At 64.2% G+C, this 16,904-nt stretch carries 12 protein-coding genes; 3 read left to right on the top strand and 9 right to left on the bottom strand.

Translation table 11 applies throughout. The features are described 5' to 3' along the window. Positions 1–56: 56 nt before the first annotated feature. From B0G80_RS21895 to B0G80_RS21880, 3 genes are all read right to left on the bottom strand, one after another. On the bottom strand, positions 57–974 hold the full coding sequence (locus tag B0G80_RS21895) for a transglutaminase family protein (RefSeq protein WP_116119390.1): 918 nt from the start codon (positions 972–974) through the stop codon (positions 57–59). A gap of 359 nt (positions 975–1,333) precedes the next feature. Continuing rightward, on the bottom strand, positions 1,334–2,743 hold the full coding sequence (locus tag B0G80_RS21885; protein ID WP_116119388.1) for an HdeD family acid-resistance protein: 1,410 nt from the start codon (positions 2,741–2,743) through the stop codon (positions 1,334–1,336). A gap of 244 nt (positions 2,744–2,987) precedes the next feature. Further along, on the bottom strand, positions 2,988–3,914 hold the full coding sequence (locus B0G80_RS21880) for a recombination-associated protein RdgC (RefSeq protein ID WP_116119387.1): 927 nt from the start codon (positions 3,912–3,914) through the stop codon (positions 2,988–2,990). 219 nt (positions 3,915–4,133) lie between these two features. Between B0G80_RS21880 and B0G80_RS21875 the strand changes: the two genes are divergently transcribed. Continuing rightward, entirely contained in the window at positions 4,134–4,682 is a 549-nt protein-coding gene (locus tag B0G80_RS21875; RefSeq protein ID WP_116119386.1) for an ester cyclase, read from the top strand. 85 nt (positions 4,683–4,767) lie between these two features. Continuing rightward, entirely contained in the window at positions 4,768–5,088 is a 321-nt protein-coding gene (locus B0G80_RS21870; protein ID WP_116119385.1) for a hypothetical protein, read from the top strand. Between the two features lie 16 nt (positions 5,089–5,104). Here B0G80_RS21870 and B0G80_RS21865 read toward each other — a convergent pair whose 3' ends face one another. The 5 genes from B0G80_RS21865 to msbA all read right to left on the bottom strand — a co-directional run bounded on the left by B0G80_RS21865 (position 5,105) and on the right by msbA (position 12,175). Next, positions 5,105–6,364, bottom strand: a complete 1,260-nt coding sequence (locus B0G80_RS21865) for a glycosyltransferase (RefSeq protein ID WP_116119384.1) — start codon at positions 6,362–6,364, stop codon at positions 5,105–5,107. A 5-nt stretch (positions 6,365–6,369) separates the two neighbouring features. After that, on the bottom strand, positions 6,370–7,716 hold the full coding sequence (locus B0G80_RS21860) for an O-antigen ligase (protein WP_116119383.1): 1,347 nt from the start codon (positions 7,714–7,716) through the stop codon (positions 6,370–6,372). Beyond that, the gene (locus B0G80_RS21855; RefSeq protein ID WP_116119825.1) at positions 7,716–8,843 is read right to left on the bottom strand and encodes a glycosyltransferase family 9 protein; all 1,128 of its coding nucleotides are present in this window, start codon (positions 8,841–8,843) and stop codon (positions 7,716–7,718) included. The genes B0G80_RS21860 and B0G80_RS21855 overlap by 1 nt, the downstream gene beginning before the upstream one ends. Positions 8,844–9,191: 348 nt before the next feature. Continuing rightward, a complete protein-coding gene (locus B0G80_RS21850; RefSeq protein ID WP_116119382.1) occupies positions 9,192–10,268 on the bottom strand; it encodes a glycosyltransferase family 4 protein in 1,077 nt (358 codons plus the stop codon). 113 nt (positions 10,269–10,381) lie between these two features. Next, the gene (msbA, locus tag B0G80_RS21845) at positions 10,382–12,175 is read right to left on the bottom strand and encodes a lipid A export permease/ATP-binding protein MsbA (RefSeq protein WP_116119381.1); all 1,794 of its coding nucleotides are present in this window, start codon (positions 12,173–12,175) and stop codon (positions 10,382–10,384) included. Between the two features lie 202 nt (positions 12,176–12,377). Here msbA and B0G80_RS21840 point away from each other — a divergent pair, with 202 nt between their 5' ends. After that, on the top strand, positions 12,378–13,139 hold the full coding sequence (locus B0G80_RS21840) for a glycosyltransferase family 2 protein (RefSeq protein WP_116119380.1): 762 nt from the start codon (positions 12,378–12,380) through the stop codon (positions 13,137–13,139). Positions 13,140–13,175: 36 nt separating this feature from the next. Here B0G80_RS21840 and dnaE read toward each other — a convergent pair whose 3' ends face one another. Continuing rightward, a complete protein-coding gene (gene dnaE / locus B0G80_RS21835) occupies positions 13,176–16,757 on the bottom strand; it encodes a DNA polymerase III subunit alpha (RefSeq protein WP_116119379.1) in 3,582 nt (1,193 codons plus the stop codon). Between the last annotated feature and the right edge of the window lie 147 nt (positions 16,758–16,904).

The following is a 16,904-nucleotide window of genomic DNA, read 5'->3' as shown; positions in this document are numbered from 1 at the left end:
CGACGCGCCGTGATTTTCGGCGCGCGTTCATTCGTCTTATTCGCGTTGCTTGGCGGTCATTCGCCTTCGGTCACGCTCACGTCCACCTGCAAGCCGCGAAACGAATGCGGCGCGCCATGCCACGTGCCCCACAACGGCAGCGCCTGATAGGCGTTCCACGCCACCGCCACGCGAATCAGATGCCGATTGCCGACGATGCTATTGGTCGGATCGAAATCGACCCAGCCGGCGCCGGGCAAATAGATCTGCAACCACGCGTGCGTCGCGCCGCCGCCTTGCGTGGCGTCGTGCTCGGGTACGAACAGATAGCCGCTCACGAAGCGCGCCGCGAGGCCGAGCGAGCGCACCGCGTCCATCATCAGCACGGCAAAATCGCGGCAACTGCCGCTGCGGCTGCGCAACGTGTCGCCGGGACGGTTTACGCCTTTTTCCGTGCGGCGCACATAGAAAAACGTGCTCTTGATTTCGAGCGTCATGGCACGCAGCAGCGCCATCGTGCCGCCACTACCCGCACTGCTTTTGCCACTTTTGCCGCCGCTCTTTGCGGAACTGCCCAAGATCGGCACGAAGCGGCGCGCCCATTCGTCCACGTCGCTGTCCGGATACTGGCGGCTGCGCGCGTTCACGAGATCTGACGCTTCCTCGTTGGTGTACGCAAACGGCCAGTTCACCGCATACGGCTCGAGCGCGTAATCGGGCATGGGCGCTTCGAAGTGCTCGAGTGTCACTTCGCTGTCGAAGCGCAATTCGCTCGCCTTGCCCGCGAAACTCGCGACCGCCACCGAGTTGTCGAACACGTCGTGCAGCCAATGCAGCCGCGACGGCTCGGGCGTGATCACCAGCTTGTTGGTGACGAGCCGCAGGTCGTGGCTCGCGCGCGGCCGGAACATCATGCGATGTTCGCCGAAGCGCACGGGTTCCGAGTAACGGTAGACGCTGACGTGGCGCACCGTGAAACGCTGCGGCTCATTCATCCGACCGCCCGATGGATGCCGCCGGGTTCATCGTGTCCATCGCGTTCGCGCTTGTAAAAAGCCGCTGCCGCCGCGGACAAAAAGCGCGCGGCGCGGTTTTGATCTTCAATGAGCCACGGCCGGGTTGCGGTGTGGTCGAGTGCTCTCAAACGGAAACTGACGGGTTGAGCATACACCCGCCATATTGGTTGAAAGTACTCATTTGGCCGCGGCATCGCGCGGGGAAGTTATCAACAGAATCTGTTCGCAAATCTGTGCATAACTATCCGGCAAAAACTGCAAGCCGTTGATGCGATTGCCATTTCTGCCGCGATGCCGAAGTTGGGCAGCGCGTGCACCCGGCGTGCATCTGGCGCGCGTCATTCGCGCACTGTGCCGCGCGCCGCGTCGTCGGCACCGTGCGCGTGACGGGCCTCTTCGCGCCACCGCTGACGCGAGCGAACCATTCTGCGCACCGCGAGCCGTGCCATCTTGACCCAGCCCGAAGGCCGCGGGTCGGCCAGCATGCTCAGCGCACGCGCGTAGTCGAGCGTGAGGCCGGGTGTCCACGCCATCGTCGCGGCTCGCTTGCGCACTTGCGCGGCGACCCACAGTTCCGGCGTCGAGATCACGCGCAAAAACGGCTGCCAGCCGCCGAGATTGCCCCACACGCGCGACGAGGCGCCTTCGATCGCGGCTTCCAGTGCCCGCGAGACGCTGCTCGAACAGTTGCGGTGCGTGAGGTTGTAAGTCGTGTCCTGTCGATATGTCTCCCAGAAGCGGCTCAGGCGAACCGGATCGTAGTTGCGGATGCGCACCTGAACCGTCGACGGACACCACGCTTTCGCTTCGGTCGGGTAATCGGGCTGGAATAGTCCCGGCATGTCGTTCTCGCGCGTGGCACGCAGCAGCCGCGCGAAATCGTCCGGCGAACGATCGATCTCGACGCCGGGATACAGGCTGATATAGACGCCCTCGGGCGATTCGAGCGCGGCATGGCCGGTCGATATCACGCCGTTGCGATCCACCGCCGCGATATAGCGATCCACGATCAATTGCCGGCGCGCCTCGCCCTTGGCCGAACCGACCGGCGTCCACACATGCACGGTCAACGCGGCTTCGTCGGCGGCCGGCGGGCCGTCCCATTCGTGCGCGATCAGACGGCTGGCGGCCAGCGCGCTCGCGGCGGCAATGCCGGCGTCCGCCGCAGAATCGCCGGCGGCGACCGCGGGGTTCGACGCCAGCCGCCGCACCCGCGTGCTCAGCAGGATCATGTTCCATCCGCCAAAGATCAGCCCGAGTCCGACACAGTACGGCACCGTGCCCACGTAGTGGGTCGGATAGGGTTGATAGAAGAAAATCGCCAGCGCGATTTCGACGGCGCCGCCGATCATCGCGAGCCGCCATGTGCGAAAGCGGACCACTCTTGCCGCGACGATCTGCAGGAGGCCATCGGCGAAAAAGAGCGTGCCGAAGATCATCGACAGAATGAAATTGCCATGCTCGTGGCCGATCAGAATCAGCGCCGCGGCGGTGGTGAACGCGATGCCCTTCATATAGCGCAGCGTGCGTTGCCCGCCCATGCCGGTCCAGGCGACGGCCAGCGTGGCAAGGCCTTCGAGCAACAGCAACGAGACGAACGGGGTGATGGGAAAATAGAGCGCGCTATCGAGCGCGTCGATGAACACGAACACGCCGAGCAGAAAACTGATGCAACCGGCAATCCGCAACGATCGCCAGCGCGTGCGCAGATAATCGACGCCCAACAGAATCATGACCAGACGAACCATTGCGAGTCCTCCGTGACTGATGCGTTCTGCTGATCGCCATCTTAACCACTTTGGCGGCGCGGGCGCGCGTGGCCCGGGCGTGACCCACTAAGCGACAGCGCACATTTGCCACGCCTCGCTCGTGTATCTTTGTGCCGCTCATGCCGATGCGCTTTCGCGCCCCGATCGATCGGCCACAAAAAAGGCCGGCGCGGAAATGGCTTCAACGCGCCGGCCCGCAATCAGGCAAAAAACCAGAAGCTGTTTACGCCGCCTTGGCTTGCGGCATGGCTTCGCCGCCCTGCTCGCCACCCAACGCATCGAGCAGATTGCTCAGCATGCGGTCGAGCTCGGCGGTCATTAGCGTGACGTCGGAGTCGAAGCGTTCGTCGTCGTTTTGCGCGGTGGGGTCGCTCGCTTCCTTCAGCACGTCGAGCGGCGCGATGCGCTTGATCGTCAGCGAGGGCGTCAGCACGAACGACACGCGGTCGTTCCACGTCATCGCGAGACGCATGCATTGCTTGCCGGCTTCGATATGACGGCGCATATCTTCGGCATCCAAAGTATGTCCCACATAGCGCACGGTCGCGTTGCCTTCGGTGGGCGAACGCAACTCGGTGTCCTGGTCGAGCGTGAAGCCGGCGGGGCCCTCGCCTGAGAGCAGCCATTCGGTCATGGCCGCGACCGGCGAATGCGTGACGCGCACCGTGCCGAGCGGCAATTGATCGATCGACTTGACCAGCAGGCCGCGCACTTCATCGGCGACTGCTTGAGAAGCGGCGTCGATCACGAGCCAGCCGTTCTTGCAATCGATCCACACGCGCGTGTCGCGGCGAATGCTGAAAGCGCGCGGCAACAGTTCGTCGGTGACCTGTTCCTTGAGTTCGCGCATCTGCTTGCGGCCGGGTTTGAAGCCCTGCTGATCTTCGAGTTCGAGCGCGCGCTCCTTGGTCACCTGCGTGACGACCGACGCCGGCAGCAGTTTCTTTTCGGCGCGAAACGTCAGCAACATCTGGCCATTGAGCGAGTACACCAGCGAGTCGTTATCGCGCGGCGATGCCCAGCCATGGCTTTGCATCTCGACGCTGTTGCCGGGCGCGAACGCGTGCGGCGCGAGCCACTTCTGCATCTGCTCCGGAGTGACGGACCACGGAGCGGGAAGACGGTGAAGCTGAAGGTTTTTGAACCACATGGGCGGAGTCGTGTACGGGCAAAGCGCACCATTCTATCTGACGATAGACGTCGCGCGGTCGGCTGGAAGGACTCTGTTACTTCGTCGCCCGGGCGTTCACGGCGTCGCGGTCATTTTCAAATAAATGCAGATAATCCTTTAAACGACAGACTGATTATCAAACACAGCCTTACACCGGAGAATACGCTTCATCCACTTCAACTCTCTCCGGAGCGCACCATGCCCACCTCATCCCTCTCGCGAATCGGCCGCCACGTGCTGATCGCCGCGAGCCTCGCCGGCGCCTTGAGCGCCCACGCCGCCAGCGACGCCGACCTGCCCGTGCCGCACCACGTCGCCGTCGCGTCGAACTCGGCGCAAAGCGCCGAAGTCGTGCGAACCGCCCGTCGCTATGCCGCCTTCTGGAATACCGGCGACGAGGCCTACGCGAAACTCGCACTCTCGCCCGCCTTCATCGATCGCACCTTGCCGGATGGACGCCCGCAAGGTCCCGACGGTCCGCTGCAGGCGTCGAAAGGTTTTCGCGCGGCCGTGCCCGACCTGCATGCGGAAATCGACGACCTCGTGGTGGCCGGCGATCGCGCCTCGGTTCATCTGCATTTCCATGGTCATTTCACCGGGCAGTTCCACAACCTCAAAGGCAACGGCCAGACCGTCGATTTCCAGGCCTTCGATCTATATCGCGTGAAAGACGGCCACATTGCCGAAAACTGGCACCTCGAAGACAACCTGACGCTGCTCAAGCAACTCGGCGCCATCAAGCCGTAATGGTTTAGCCGTAGCCGTTTTGAGCGCGCGTTACGTTTAAATCACCTAGACTTTTTGACAAGCGCGTGACTAGACGGAGGCGGCCATGGCCGATCAAACCGCAGCCTGGCAGATGGTGGAGTACGAGGGATTCGAGATTCACGTAGCGCCGTTCCTGAAGAACCCGCCCAGCGAAGGGCACACGCCGAGCGCGGCGAATCTGCGCTACACGTATATCGGCTACGTTTGCCATCCGGGCGCGGACCCGGCCATTCCCGGCCATGCGGTGCCGTTTCACCCCGACGGCGAAGAGAGTTTTGCCGGCGAGGACGAAGCCGTGTATGAAGCCGTGCACGTGGGCCGCAGTATCGTAGATGGCACGCATCCAGACCTGACGGTGTTGCCGCTAGTGACTGGCGGCGTGTGAATCTCCAGCTTGCGCTTCAACGAGGCTCCAGCACGCCCGACGGCGAACCCTGCTTCGCCAGCAGGCGCTCCGCCAGTTCCAGCATCCGCTGATTGGCGCGTGGCGGCGTGAACGTCTCGACTTTTTGCAGCGCGGCTTGCGCGACGCTGCGGCGCAGCTCGGTGTCCGTCAGCAGGCGTTCGATGGCGAGCGCCATGGCGTCCACGTCGCCGATCGGCACCAGCAGGCCGGCCTTGCCACCTTCCAGCATATCTCGCGGACCGGTCGGGCAATCCGTCGACAGCACCGGCGTGCCGAGCGCCATCGCCTCGCCGAGCACCACGGCGCAACCCTCATAGCGGCTGCTCAGCACGAGCATTTCTGCCTGCCGGATATAGGGCAATGGATTAGCGCAGAAGCCAAGAAACTGTACCGATGCACCGATCCCCAGTTGGTCGGCGAGTTGCTCCAGCTCGCGCCGGTCCCGCCCTTCGCCGATCAGAACGAGCGCCGCCTCGCAGCGGCCGCGCTCGCGCAACTGGGCGTAGGCTCGCAACAAGGTCTTATGGTCCTTCTGACCTTCGTCCAGACGCGCCACGGAAACGATGAACGACTCAGCCGGACGTTTGATCTCCGCGCGCGCCGCCTGCCGCAGCGTGTCGACGTCGATCACATTCGGCAACTCGACAATGTCCATGTCCACGCCGGTTGTCGAAAAGAGTTCCCGCGCCTCGTGCAGCATGGCGGGGATCAGCACGGTGATCGCCGAGTAGCGCACGTAATGCCGCACGCGCCGGGCGATGTACCGCGCGCTCTTGCCGCCGAGCCGTGCCGCCAGGCTGAAATGGTTGACGCCGAACCAGGGCACGTTGCCACTGCCCGCCATATGACGCAGCGAAAAATCGAAATCGCAAACCAGATCGTGTTGCTTGACCAGATGCCGCATACGCAGCGCCAGCAGCGGCCGGATTGCGCCGTAGGTCGACAGCTTGTGCAGTAACTTCTCGCCGGTGCCCAGCTTGCGCCGGCGCGCCGCGTCATGCAGCGCGTACATCCATTTCGACGAGGCGAGCACGTGGACGGGAACGTCTTCGGGAATGGACTGCGCGCGCCAGAACGCCAGGTCGTCGGTCGGATACGCCACCGACAGGCTCGGCGCGAACAGGCGCCGGTCGAGCGTCTTCAGCCAGGCGAGCAACGCGGTCTCGGTGCCGCCTTTGCCGAAATCGTTGATATGAAACAAGATGCGCAGCGGGGTGCGGTCGGCTTCGATAGAGCGGGCGTTCACGTTCGTCATCCTGGTTATTCGCCCAACTCGGCCGTTGGCGCTTCGCGCCGCTGTTCACTGCGTGCCGCCGTGGATTGCCCACGTGCGGTCCCGCTCGACGCTGCGCCCGGCGCGCGCGCCTGTTCCGCGCAACCTAGCAGCAGGCCCGCAAAAGCCCAGAATGCCAGCATGGTGGTCTGCCACATGAAGTCGTCGGTCGAATTTTTCGCGATCATACCGGCCACCAGCGCAACGCCCGCGGCGCACTGCCAGGGCTTGACTCGCCGCAGCCGCCAGAAACGCAAAACGAGGCACAGCAACAGCACGGTCTGCAGCACCACGCCGACGAATCCCGTCTGCAACCACGTGTTGATGAACAGGTTATGCGCATGCGTCAGCGCTTGCGGTTCGACCGCCAGCAGACTGGCCGGCATTTCGCCGCGATAGACGATACCTGGCAGCGGCTTGCCGAAACCCACGCCGATCCACCGGTGGCGCTCGGCCTCGTGGATATAGAACGCCCATAGCTTCGGACGCGTGTCGGCCGATACCGTGTCGCCGATCGCGGAAAGCGAACCCGGCACATAGACCGGATGACCGTCGATCGCCAGATCGTGCGGCTGCTGCACGGAAGGAGGCAGAGCAGCCGTGCGCAGGCGGGAGCTAAGTTCGAGCGTGCCGATGCCGGCCGCGCCCACCACGGCAATGACCAGCAGCGCCAGCGGCAGGCGCCGCCGGTACAGTGGGAACAGGGCGACCAGCAGCGTCGCGGCGGCCGCCGGCCAGAAAAACCGGTTGAGCGTTGCGAGACCAATGAAGAGGCACAGCACGATGCCGCTCGCGCCGATCACGCGCCAACGAGGCCGCAGCATGAAGCCCGCGAACAGCGCCATGGCAAATACCGCGAGCGTGCTGGTGTGACCGACGCGGTTATAGAAATGCATGGGGAAGGTATTGGCGGTGGGTGGTTGCAAATGCCCCCAGTTGAGCGCGCTGATCACGGCGACCGCCACGCAGGCGATCCAGTTGACGGCCACCACGGGCTCGGGCCGCCGCAGTTGGGTGCCGAATAGCCAGAAGCCCCAGAACGACACCAGCGGATAGAGTACTTCGTCGCACCACGCGTGCAGACTGATCATCGGATACATGGACCACGCGACCGAGGCAAGGCTCCAGCCGGCCCAGCCCGCGATGGGCAGCGCCAGCGGCCAGTGCCGCGGCGAGGGCCGCTCGGGCGACCAGGCCGCCGCCGCCACGCCGAGCGCCATCAGGGCGAGCGCGTTGAAGACGATCGCCGTCATGTGGCCGAACATCACCACGAACAGAATGACCGGACAGGCAACCCAGAACACGCGCTCCACTCGCGCAGCCGTGTGAGTCATTACACTTTCACCAGAACATTTTGCAATGCGTTATATACCGACTCGACCGACAGCCGCCCCATGCAGTCGGCATGGTCGCCGCGCCACGCGACGCAGGTCGTCTCGTTGCGATCACAGCGTCGCACCCATGCTACCTCTCGGCGGAAAATAAAAGGCTGATCGCGGCACGGCATGTCGGCGATCGTAATCGGCACGAAGGGCACCTCGCGCCAATAGCGGCCCGCGCCGTGAATCAGCGCGTTGCCCGGCCCGAACAGCGCGAGCGTGGGCACCCCAATCAGACGCCCCAGATGCGCGACGCCGGTATCGGGACAAACCACGGCTTGCGCGCCGGCAAACAGATGCCACAACTCGCCGAGGCCGAGCCGCGCCGCCAGATTCGGATGATGCGGGTCCGGGTCGATCGCGCGAATCAGTTCCGCCTCGCCCGGACCGCCGGTCCATACCGGCAGATAGCCGAGTGCTTCCACGCGTTGCGCCAGCTCGCGCCAGCGCGCGTTGGGCCAGCGTTTGACGCTGGTGCTCGCGCCCGGATGCAGCACGACGTAAGGCTGGGTCAGCAGCGACGGCTCAGGCAGCGCCGCATGTTGCGGCGCGCGCCAGTCGGCCGGGCGATAAGCGCGCGGCGGCGGCCCGTCGATTAGTTCCGTGGCGAGGTCGGCCCAGGCCGCCGCCGTGTCGGGATACGGCACGCTGCGGTTGAGCGGCCAGTTTTTCCAGGCCGGCCGATCGCCCGAGTGTCCGACGATCCAGCGGCAACCCGCGCCCAACGCGAGCCAGCTATGACGATTGTCGCCGAGCACCATGCCGAGGTCGTAAGGGCCGGAAAGCAAAACGTCGCGCACGGACTTCGAATCACGCGGATCGAACGGCAAGGCCGTGACGTCGAAGGGCCGGCCGGCGTACAGCGGCACGATCGCCTTCGGACAGGCGAGAACGATCTGCGACTGAGGGTATTGCTCGCGCAACTTGGCGAGCAACGGCGTGAGCAGCAGCGTGTCGCCCAGCAACAGATGATGCGCAATCAGGATACGGCGCGGATGCCGCGACTCGCGGCGCAGTGGCTTGATCAGCAGTCGCGGGATAGCCCGCGCAAAAATACGAAGACGCCCGGCAAGCCGACTCATAGGCTCATCGGCGCGTGGGTTCCCGCCGCGATCTTGCAGTACGCCGATACCCGGCGTGAGGTCGCGTTCGCCATGCACAATCTCCAGCGGTATTCTTCCCGAAGGCCTCCAGTGCAACGGCGACGGTCCCGTCACGGCGGGCTGGCGCGGCTCGGGACGCGGCGCCTTTGGCCCGCCGCCTGTCCAGGCCGGCATGGAAAGCTCGATGAAATAAAAATGGGGCGTTCCGCTCGATCTGAGTTCGAGCGTTGGTAGTTCAAAATTATAACATGTGGCCCTGCCGCCGAACGACGCAAAACCGCGCCAGCAGGGCCGCCCGCGCCTTACACGGCAAGGCAGCGACGAGTCCTAGCGCGCGGCGTCGATCTGCCGCGCCAGCGTCAACAGCGCGCTTGCGTGAGCGGCCACACTTGCGTCGTAAAGCACCGCGTCGCGGGCAAGTTCGGACGGTGCGCGACGTGTGCCGTCGCGATGCGCGCGAACTGCCCGCTCGAGAGTGGCACGCAGGTCGGCGAGGTCGTCCGGCGCGAAAACGAACTTCGCGTGCGGCGCGATCGCATCGCAGCAGCCGATACTCGACGGAAAAATGACCGGCGTGCCGCACATCACCGATTCGATGCCGACCAGGCCAAACGGCTCATACGTCGATGCGAGGATCGTGAAGTCCGCAGCCTGGTAGCACTCCGCGAGCTCTTTCACGTAGCCGATATAGCGCAGCCGTTCGGATGTGCGCGCGGGCGGCCGCCCCGCCACGGCCACCACCACGGGCAGCGACGTGTCACGCAGCGCGGCTTCGATGAGCGGCAAGCCCTTGCGCTCATGGCTGCTCGACGGAAATAACAGGACGATTTCGTTGTCGGCGAAACCATATTTGTGGCGCAACGCGGCGCGCGTGGCGGCGTCGGTCGGCGCGAAGCGTGTGGCATCGACGGGCGGATACAGCACGCGGATCTTCGCTTCGTCGACCCCGTACAGCTCGCGCAGTTCGTCGTGCATCAACTGTGAATGCGCCACGACCACTTTCGAGCGCTCGTACTGACGGCGCTCGAGCGCGATCTGCCAGCCGTCCGAAGGCTTCTGCGCGCGCCCCGTCGCCCGCAGAAAACCAAGATGCGTGCCGCCGCAGATCGCCAGCTCCGACGAGTCCACGCGGTTGCAGCCGATCAGCACATCAACCTGCGCCGCGCGCCGCGCCGCGCGCAAGCGCCACGAAAACCAGCGATCGCGCAGTTTGCCCGGCAGGAACGAGACGTTGATACGGTGCGGCTCGACCAGTTTGAATTCGGGCAACGACGCGTCGAAGCGGCGCGCGAAGAAAGCCGGTTCGACGCCGAGCGCGGCGAAGCCACGCACCAGGTCCATGGCGTAGCGCTCGAGCCCGCCGCTGTGCCGCAGGGCGTTACTGGAGAGTCCAAGTTTCTTCATTCAGACCGCGCGCGCCCGCGCCTCGTCAAATGTTAAGGGGGAAGTCATGCGCGGTCCGGGCCAGCGGACCGCGTGAATGGAAAGCCGAATGGCGGATCGACGTGTCGCGCGCGTCAGGCCGTGGTCTGCTGGAACTGAATGCGGTGCAGATGCGCGTACAGCCCGTCTCGCGCCAGCAGTTCACGATGGCTGCCGCTCTCGACGATGCGCCCCGCTTCCATGACGAGGATCCGGTTGGCGCGCTCGATGGTCGAGAGGCGGTGCGCGATGACGAGTGTCGTGCGGCCCTTCATCAAGGTTTCCAGCGCAGCCTGCACGTGTCGCTCGGACTCGGAATCCAGCGCCGAGGTCGCCTCGTCGAGGATCAGGATCGGGGCGTCCTTGTAGATCGCGCGCGCGATTGCCAAACGCTGCCGCTGGCCGCCCGAGAGCATCAAGCCGTTGTCGCCGACCAATGTGTCGATGCCTTTCGGCATGGCCTCGACGGTGTCCCACAGGTTGGCCGCGCGCAGCGCCGCCTTGACCTTCTCGGGGTCGGCGGTTTGGCCGTAGGCGACGTTATTGGCGACCGTGTCGTTGAACAGCACCACGTCCTGGCTCACCATCGCGATCTGGCTGCGCAGCGCGTGCAGATCGTATTCGGGGATCGCCACGCCGTCGACCAGGATCTGGCCGGCGGTCGGATCGAAAAAGCGCGGCAGCAGATTCACCAGCGTGGTCTTGCCGCTGCCCGACGGGCCCGCGAGCGCGACCATTTCGCCCGGCGCCACCTTGAACGACACCTGGTCGAGCGTGTGGCGGTTGTGCGTGGCGTTGGCGCTGTAATTGAAAGAGACTCCGCGGAATTCCACTTCGCCGCGCGCTCGCTCGAGCGGCTTGCCGCCGCCGGCCGGTTCGGACGGCTCGTCGATCAAACCGAAGATGAGCTCGCACGCCGTCATGCCGCGTTGCAGCGGCTGGTTCACGTCCATCAGATGCTTGAGCGGCGAGATGATCAGCAGCATCGACGTGACGAAGGCGACGAAGCCGCCGACCGTGGTCTGATCCGACGACGACTGCACCACCGCGATCGTGATCACGACGGCGAGCGCGATCGACGCAAGGAACTGCGTCAACGGCTGCGCGAGGCCGCCGGACACGGTCATGCGCATGGCGTAGCCGCGCAGACGCTTGCTCATTGCCTCGAAGCGGTCCATCTCGTACTGCTCGCCGTTGTGCACCTTGACGACCTTATAGCCGCCCACCGACTCTTCGACGATGTACGAAAGCTCGTTGGTCAGCAACTGATGCTCGCGGTTCAGACGGCGCAAGCGGCGGTTGATCTTGCCGACCAGCCAGCCGATGGCCGGCAGCAGCACCGCGACGATCAGCGTCAAACGCCAGTTCAGATAGAACAGATAGCCGAGCAGAAAGACAACGGTGAGCGAATCGCGCACCAGCGTGACCAGCACGCTCAGCAGCACGTTGAGAATCTGGTTCACCTCGAAGACGATCGCATTGATGACCGTACTCGCGGTTTCGCGCTGGAAGAAGGCGACGCTCGTGTGAATCATGCGGCTGAACATCTTCAGGCGCAGGTCGAGCAGGATCTTGTTCGTCACATAGGCGAGCAGATAGCCGGACGCGTATTGCGACAGGCTGCGAACCAGGGCGAGACCGATCACCGCGGCCGGCACGAACCACTTGGTCTTGTCGTTGGCGTGCGCGCCGAAGCCCTTGTCCAGCAGAGGCTTGAGCAAGGCGGGGATCGCCGCGTCAGTGGCGGCGCTGACGGCCATCGCGACGATTGCGCCGAGGAGAACCCAGATCAGCGGCTGGATATACGGCCACAGCCGTTTAAAGACGACGGCGGCCGACGACGCCTCGCCTGAACCGATGGGTTTGCTTAACGTTGGCTTCGCGCTCAAGGAATCCTCTGAGAAGGCGGAACGGCTACCGCGCGGCGGACGGAAGGCCGGCCGGGCGGAATATCGAAAAGGAGCATTGTAAACGCTTGGGGGTGAGCGTCGGCGGTTGAGAACCGGCTGTGTATACTCCTCGTGCAACTCGCCTGGCGCATTCCGCTTGCGCGACCCGTTCCGTCATTCCGCCCATCACGCTACTTCAGGTATGCAAGAAACCACCCTCGGCGTCGCCATCATCACCAAAAACGCGGCGGCGCGGCTCGCAGAATGTCTGCAAGCCGTGGCCTTCGCCGATCAGATCGTCGTGATCGACGGCGGCAGCACCGACGGCACCGCCGAGATCGCCCGCGCGCACGGCGCACGCGTGATCGAGCAAACCGATTGGCCGGGCTTCGGCCCGCAAAAGAATCGCGCGGTCGACGCGCTCAGCACGAGGTGGATTCTTTCGATCGATGCCGACGAGATCGTCTCGCCGGAACTGGCCTCCGCGATTCGCGCCGCGATGACGACTCCCACTGCGGAGGTCTACGCGGTGGACCGGCTGTCGAGCTTTTGCGGCCACTGGATTCATCACAGCGGCTGGTATCCGGACTGGATTCCGCGCCTCTTCAAACGCGGCGCCGCGCGATTCTCCGACGACCTGGTGCATGAGCGACTGGTGTTCGACACGCCCGCGCAGCGACTCGACGGCAAGCTGATGCATTACTCCTACGAGGACTTCGAAGGCGTGTTGCGCAAGCTCGACGCATATTCGACGGCGGGCGCCCAGCAACGTCACGCGGCGGGGCAACGCGGCAGCTTCGGCAAGGCGCTCGGACGCGGCGCGTGGGCGTTCGTGCGGACTTACGTGCTGCGCCGCGGTTTCCTGGACGGCCGCGCCGGTTTTATGATCGCGGTGTTCAATGCGGAGACGGTGTATTACCGGTTTTTGAAGCTGGCGCGTCTGGGAGAGAAAGCGCGGCGGTAGGTCTTGGGACGTAAGCCGCGCAGTCATCCTGACCGGTCAATAGACGATCTCGATCGAGCTTCCCGCGAACTCGCCGCGCAACGCTGCGAGCAGTTCGTCGGTCGGCTTCACGCGCCATGCGTCGCCCAGGCGCATTTCACCTTCCGCATTCTGGCTGCGATAGACCACCTGCACGGCGAGCCCGTTCGGAATCTGTACCGCCTGACGCTGGCCACCTCCGCCATAGCCGCCGCCATTACGGCCGCCGCCGTTGCCGCCGCCATTCCCACCACGCGATGATGCCGCCGGCGCCGCGACTACTTGCGGTTCGTCCTTGCCCGCGCTGTGCGCTTCGAGCACGCGACGCAACGCCAGCGCGTCCGCATTGCCGTTCATCTGCACCTTGACCGCCTCCGCATAACGGCAGCGCGCGCGGCCGAGGTCCATGACCGTGTCGACGGTGAAGCGGATACCGCCCGTGAACGCGTCGTTACGCGCCTGGCCTTGCACGACCAGCAGTTCGTCTTCCTTGAACAGCTGCTTGTGCGCCTCGAACGTTTCGTTGAACACCGTGACTTCGCACTGGCCGGTGCCGTCGTCGAGCAACGCGATCAGCATCTTGCCCCGCTGGGTCATCTGCGTGCGCAGCGAGGCGATCACGCCCGCGATCAGCTTGTCGCGTCCTTCTTTCAGTTCGCCGATCTTCTGGCGCACGAAGCGGCGCACTTCGCCCTTGTAGGCGTCGAACAGATGGCCCGACAGGTAGAAGCCGAGCGCCGCCTTCTCTTCCTGCAGCTTCTTCTTTTCCGGCCACTCCGCTTCGTCCACCAGTTCATGACCTTGCGAGGGCGCGTCGCCCATGTCGAACAGACCCGCCTGCAAGGCATTGGCGCTCGCCTGCTCGGCGGCTTCCATGGCGAGCGACACGGACGCGATCAGTTGCGCGCGATTCGCATGCAAGGTGTCGAACGCGCCGGCGCGAATCAAAGCTTCGACCGTGCGGCGATTGACGATGCGACGATCGACCCGGTTGCAGAAATCGAAGATGTCGATGAACGGACCTTCTTCGCGCGCGCGCAGGATTTCCTCGATTGCGTTCTGGCCGCTGCCCTTGATCGCGCCGAGGCCGTAACGGATCGTTTTCGAACGCTTGCCGTCAGGCTCGGCAACCGGCTCGAAGCGGTACGCGGACAGGTTCACGTCCGGCGGCAGCACCGCCATCTTGTTCGTGAGACAGTCTTCGAACAGGATCTTGACCTTGTCCGTGTCGTCCATGGCGAGCGACATATTCGCCGCCATGAATTCCGCCGGATGGTGCGCCTTCAGCCACGCGGTGTAGTACGCGAGCAGCGCATATGCGGCCGCGTGCGACTTGTTGAAGCCGTAGCCCGCGAACTTCTCCATCAAGTCGAAGATTTCGTCGGCCTTTTCCGCGGTCAGACCGTTCTTCGCGGCGCCCTGACGGAACAACTCGCGATGCTCGGCCATTTCCTCGGCCTTCTTCTTACCCATCGCGCGACGCAGCAAGTCGGCGCCACCCAGCGAGTAGCCGCCGATGATCTGCGCCATCTGCATCACCTGCTCCTGGTAGACCATGATGCCGTAGGTCTCTTTCAGAACAGATTCGACACGCGGATCCGGATACTCCACCACTTCGCGGCCATGCTTGCGCGCGCAGAAGCTCGGAATCAGATCCATTGGGCCCGGACGGTACAACGCGACCAGCGCGATGATGTCCTCGAAGCGGTCGGGCTGCGCATCTTTCAGCATGCCTTGCATGCCGCGGCTTTCCAGCTGGAACACGGCGACCGTATTCGCTTTCTTCAATATCGAGAACGACGCCGGATCGTCGAGCGGTACCTGCCCGAGCGACCAGTCCTGCTTCGACGGATCGAGACGGCGGATATAGCGCTCGGCCCAATCGAGAATTGTGAGCGTGGTCAGACCCAAAAAGTCGAACTTCACGAGGCCGACGGCTTCGACGTCGTCCTTGTCGTACTGGCTCACGACGCCGCTTTCATCGCCCTGCGTATACAGCGGGCAGAAATCAGTCAGCTTGCCGGGCGCGATCAGCACGCCGCCCGCGTGCATGCCGACGTTACGCGTCAGCCCTTCCACGCGCTGCGCGAGTTCGAGCAGCTGATGCACTTCGTCTTCGTTGTCGAAGCGCTCCTGCAGGAGCGGCTCTTCTTTCATCGCGTCGGCGATGGTGACGTGCTTGCCTGGCTTGAACGGAATCAGCTTGGCAATGCCGTCCGTGAACATGTAGCCGAGATCGAGCACCCGGCCGATGTCGCGCACCGCCGCCTTTGCCGCCATCGTGCCGAAGGTGGCGATCTGCGACACGGCGTCCGCACCGTACTTTTCCTTCACGTACTGGATCACGCGATCGCGGCCGTGCTGGCAGAAGTCGATGTCGAAGTCGGGCATGGACACCCGCTCCGGATTCAGGAAACGTTCGAACAGCAGGTTGTAGCGCAGCGGATCGAGGTCGGTCACACCGAGCGCGTACGCGACCAGCGAACCCGCGCCCGAGCCGCGGCCTGGTCCGACCGGCACGCCGTTGTTCTTGGCCCAGTTGATGAAGTCCGCCACGATCAGGAAGTAGCCGGGAAAGCCCATCTTGATGATCGTGCCGCACTCGAATTCGAGGCGCGCGTAATACGTTTCGCGTTGCGCTTCGCGCTCGGCCGCGTCGGGATACAACTGCTCGAGACGCTTTTCGAGCCCCTCTTTCGACAGCTGCACGAGGTAGTCGTCGAGCGACATGCCGTCGGGTGTCGGGAACAGCGGCAGCTTGGGTTTGCCGAGTTCGAGCGTGAGGTTGCAACGCTTGGCGATTTCAACGGAGTTGGCGAGCGCCGACGGAATGTCCGCGAAGAGCGCCGCCATCTCTTCCTGTGTGCGGAAGTACTGCTCGGACGTAAAGCGCTTCGAGCGGCGCGGATTCGCCAGAATGTCGCCCTCGGAAATGCACACGCGCGCTTCGTGCGCGGTGAAGTCGTCCGGCGTCATGAACTGCATGGGGTGCGTGGCGACCACCGGCAATTTCAGCGACGCCGCCAGCGCAACCGCCTGCTGCACGTACTGCTCGCCGCCCGGCAGACCACAGCGCTGCAACTCGATATAGAAGCCGCCCGGGAACACTTTGGCCCAATGCAACGCGTTGCGCTTTGCCGCTTCTTCGTTGCCCGCCGCGAGCGCGAGACCGACGTCGCCCTGCTGCGCGCCGGACAAAGCAAGCAGCCCTTCGCCGAGACCGGATTCCAGCCAGCTCGCCTCGACCTCTGCGCGGCCGCGATACTGATTCGTGAGTGAGGCCTTGCTGAGCAGTTCGCACAGATTCAGATAGCCGCGCCGGTCTTTCACCAGCAGCAGTAAACGGGAAGGCTTGTCGCGGTCGTCCGGATTGGTGATCCAGACGTCGCAGCCGGCAATGGGTTTGACCCCTTTGCCGCGGGCTTCCTTGTAGAAACGGACGAGGCCGAAGGCGTTGCCGAGATCGGTGAGGGCGAGCGCGCCCTGACCGTCTTTGGCAGCGGCCTTGACGATGTCGTCAAGACGCACGATGCCGTCGGCAATCGAGAATTCGGAGTGAACGCGGAGATGAACGAAGCGGGGATCTGACATGGGCGACATTGTAACTCCACCCTTCCGGAGTTTTCAGGCCAAAGCAGTGCGTTAGCCGATCGGCTTAGGACACATATTGGCAAGCCGCTTGCACAGGCGCTTCTACGTTGGCCGAGCACGCGAGCGGACGCTCGCGCAGAGAGAATCGCAGCAAGT

The organism is Paraburkholderia sp. BL6669N2 (genome assembly GCF_003387275.1).
In the GTDB taxonomy this organism is placed as follows: domain Bacteria; phylum Pseudomonadota; class Gammaproteobacteria; order Burkholderiales; family Burkholderiaceae; genus Paraburkholderia.
The sequence above is the reverse complement of the archived record's forward strand: the minus strand, read 5'-3'. Positions and strand labels throughout refer to the sequence as shown.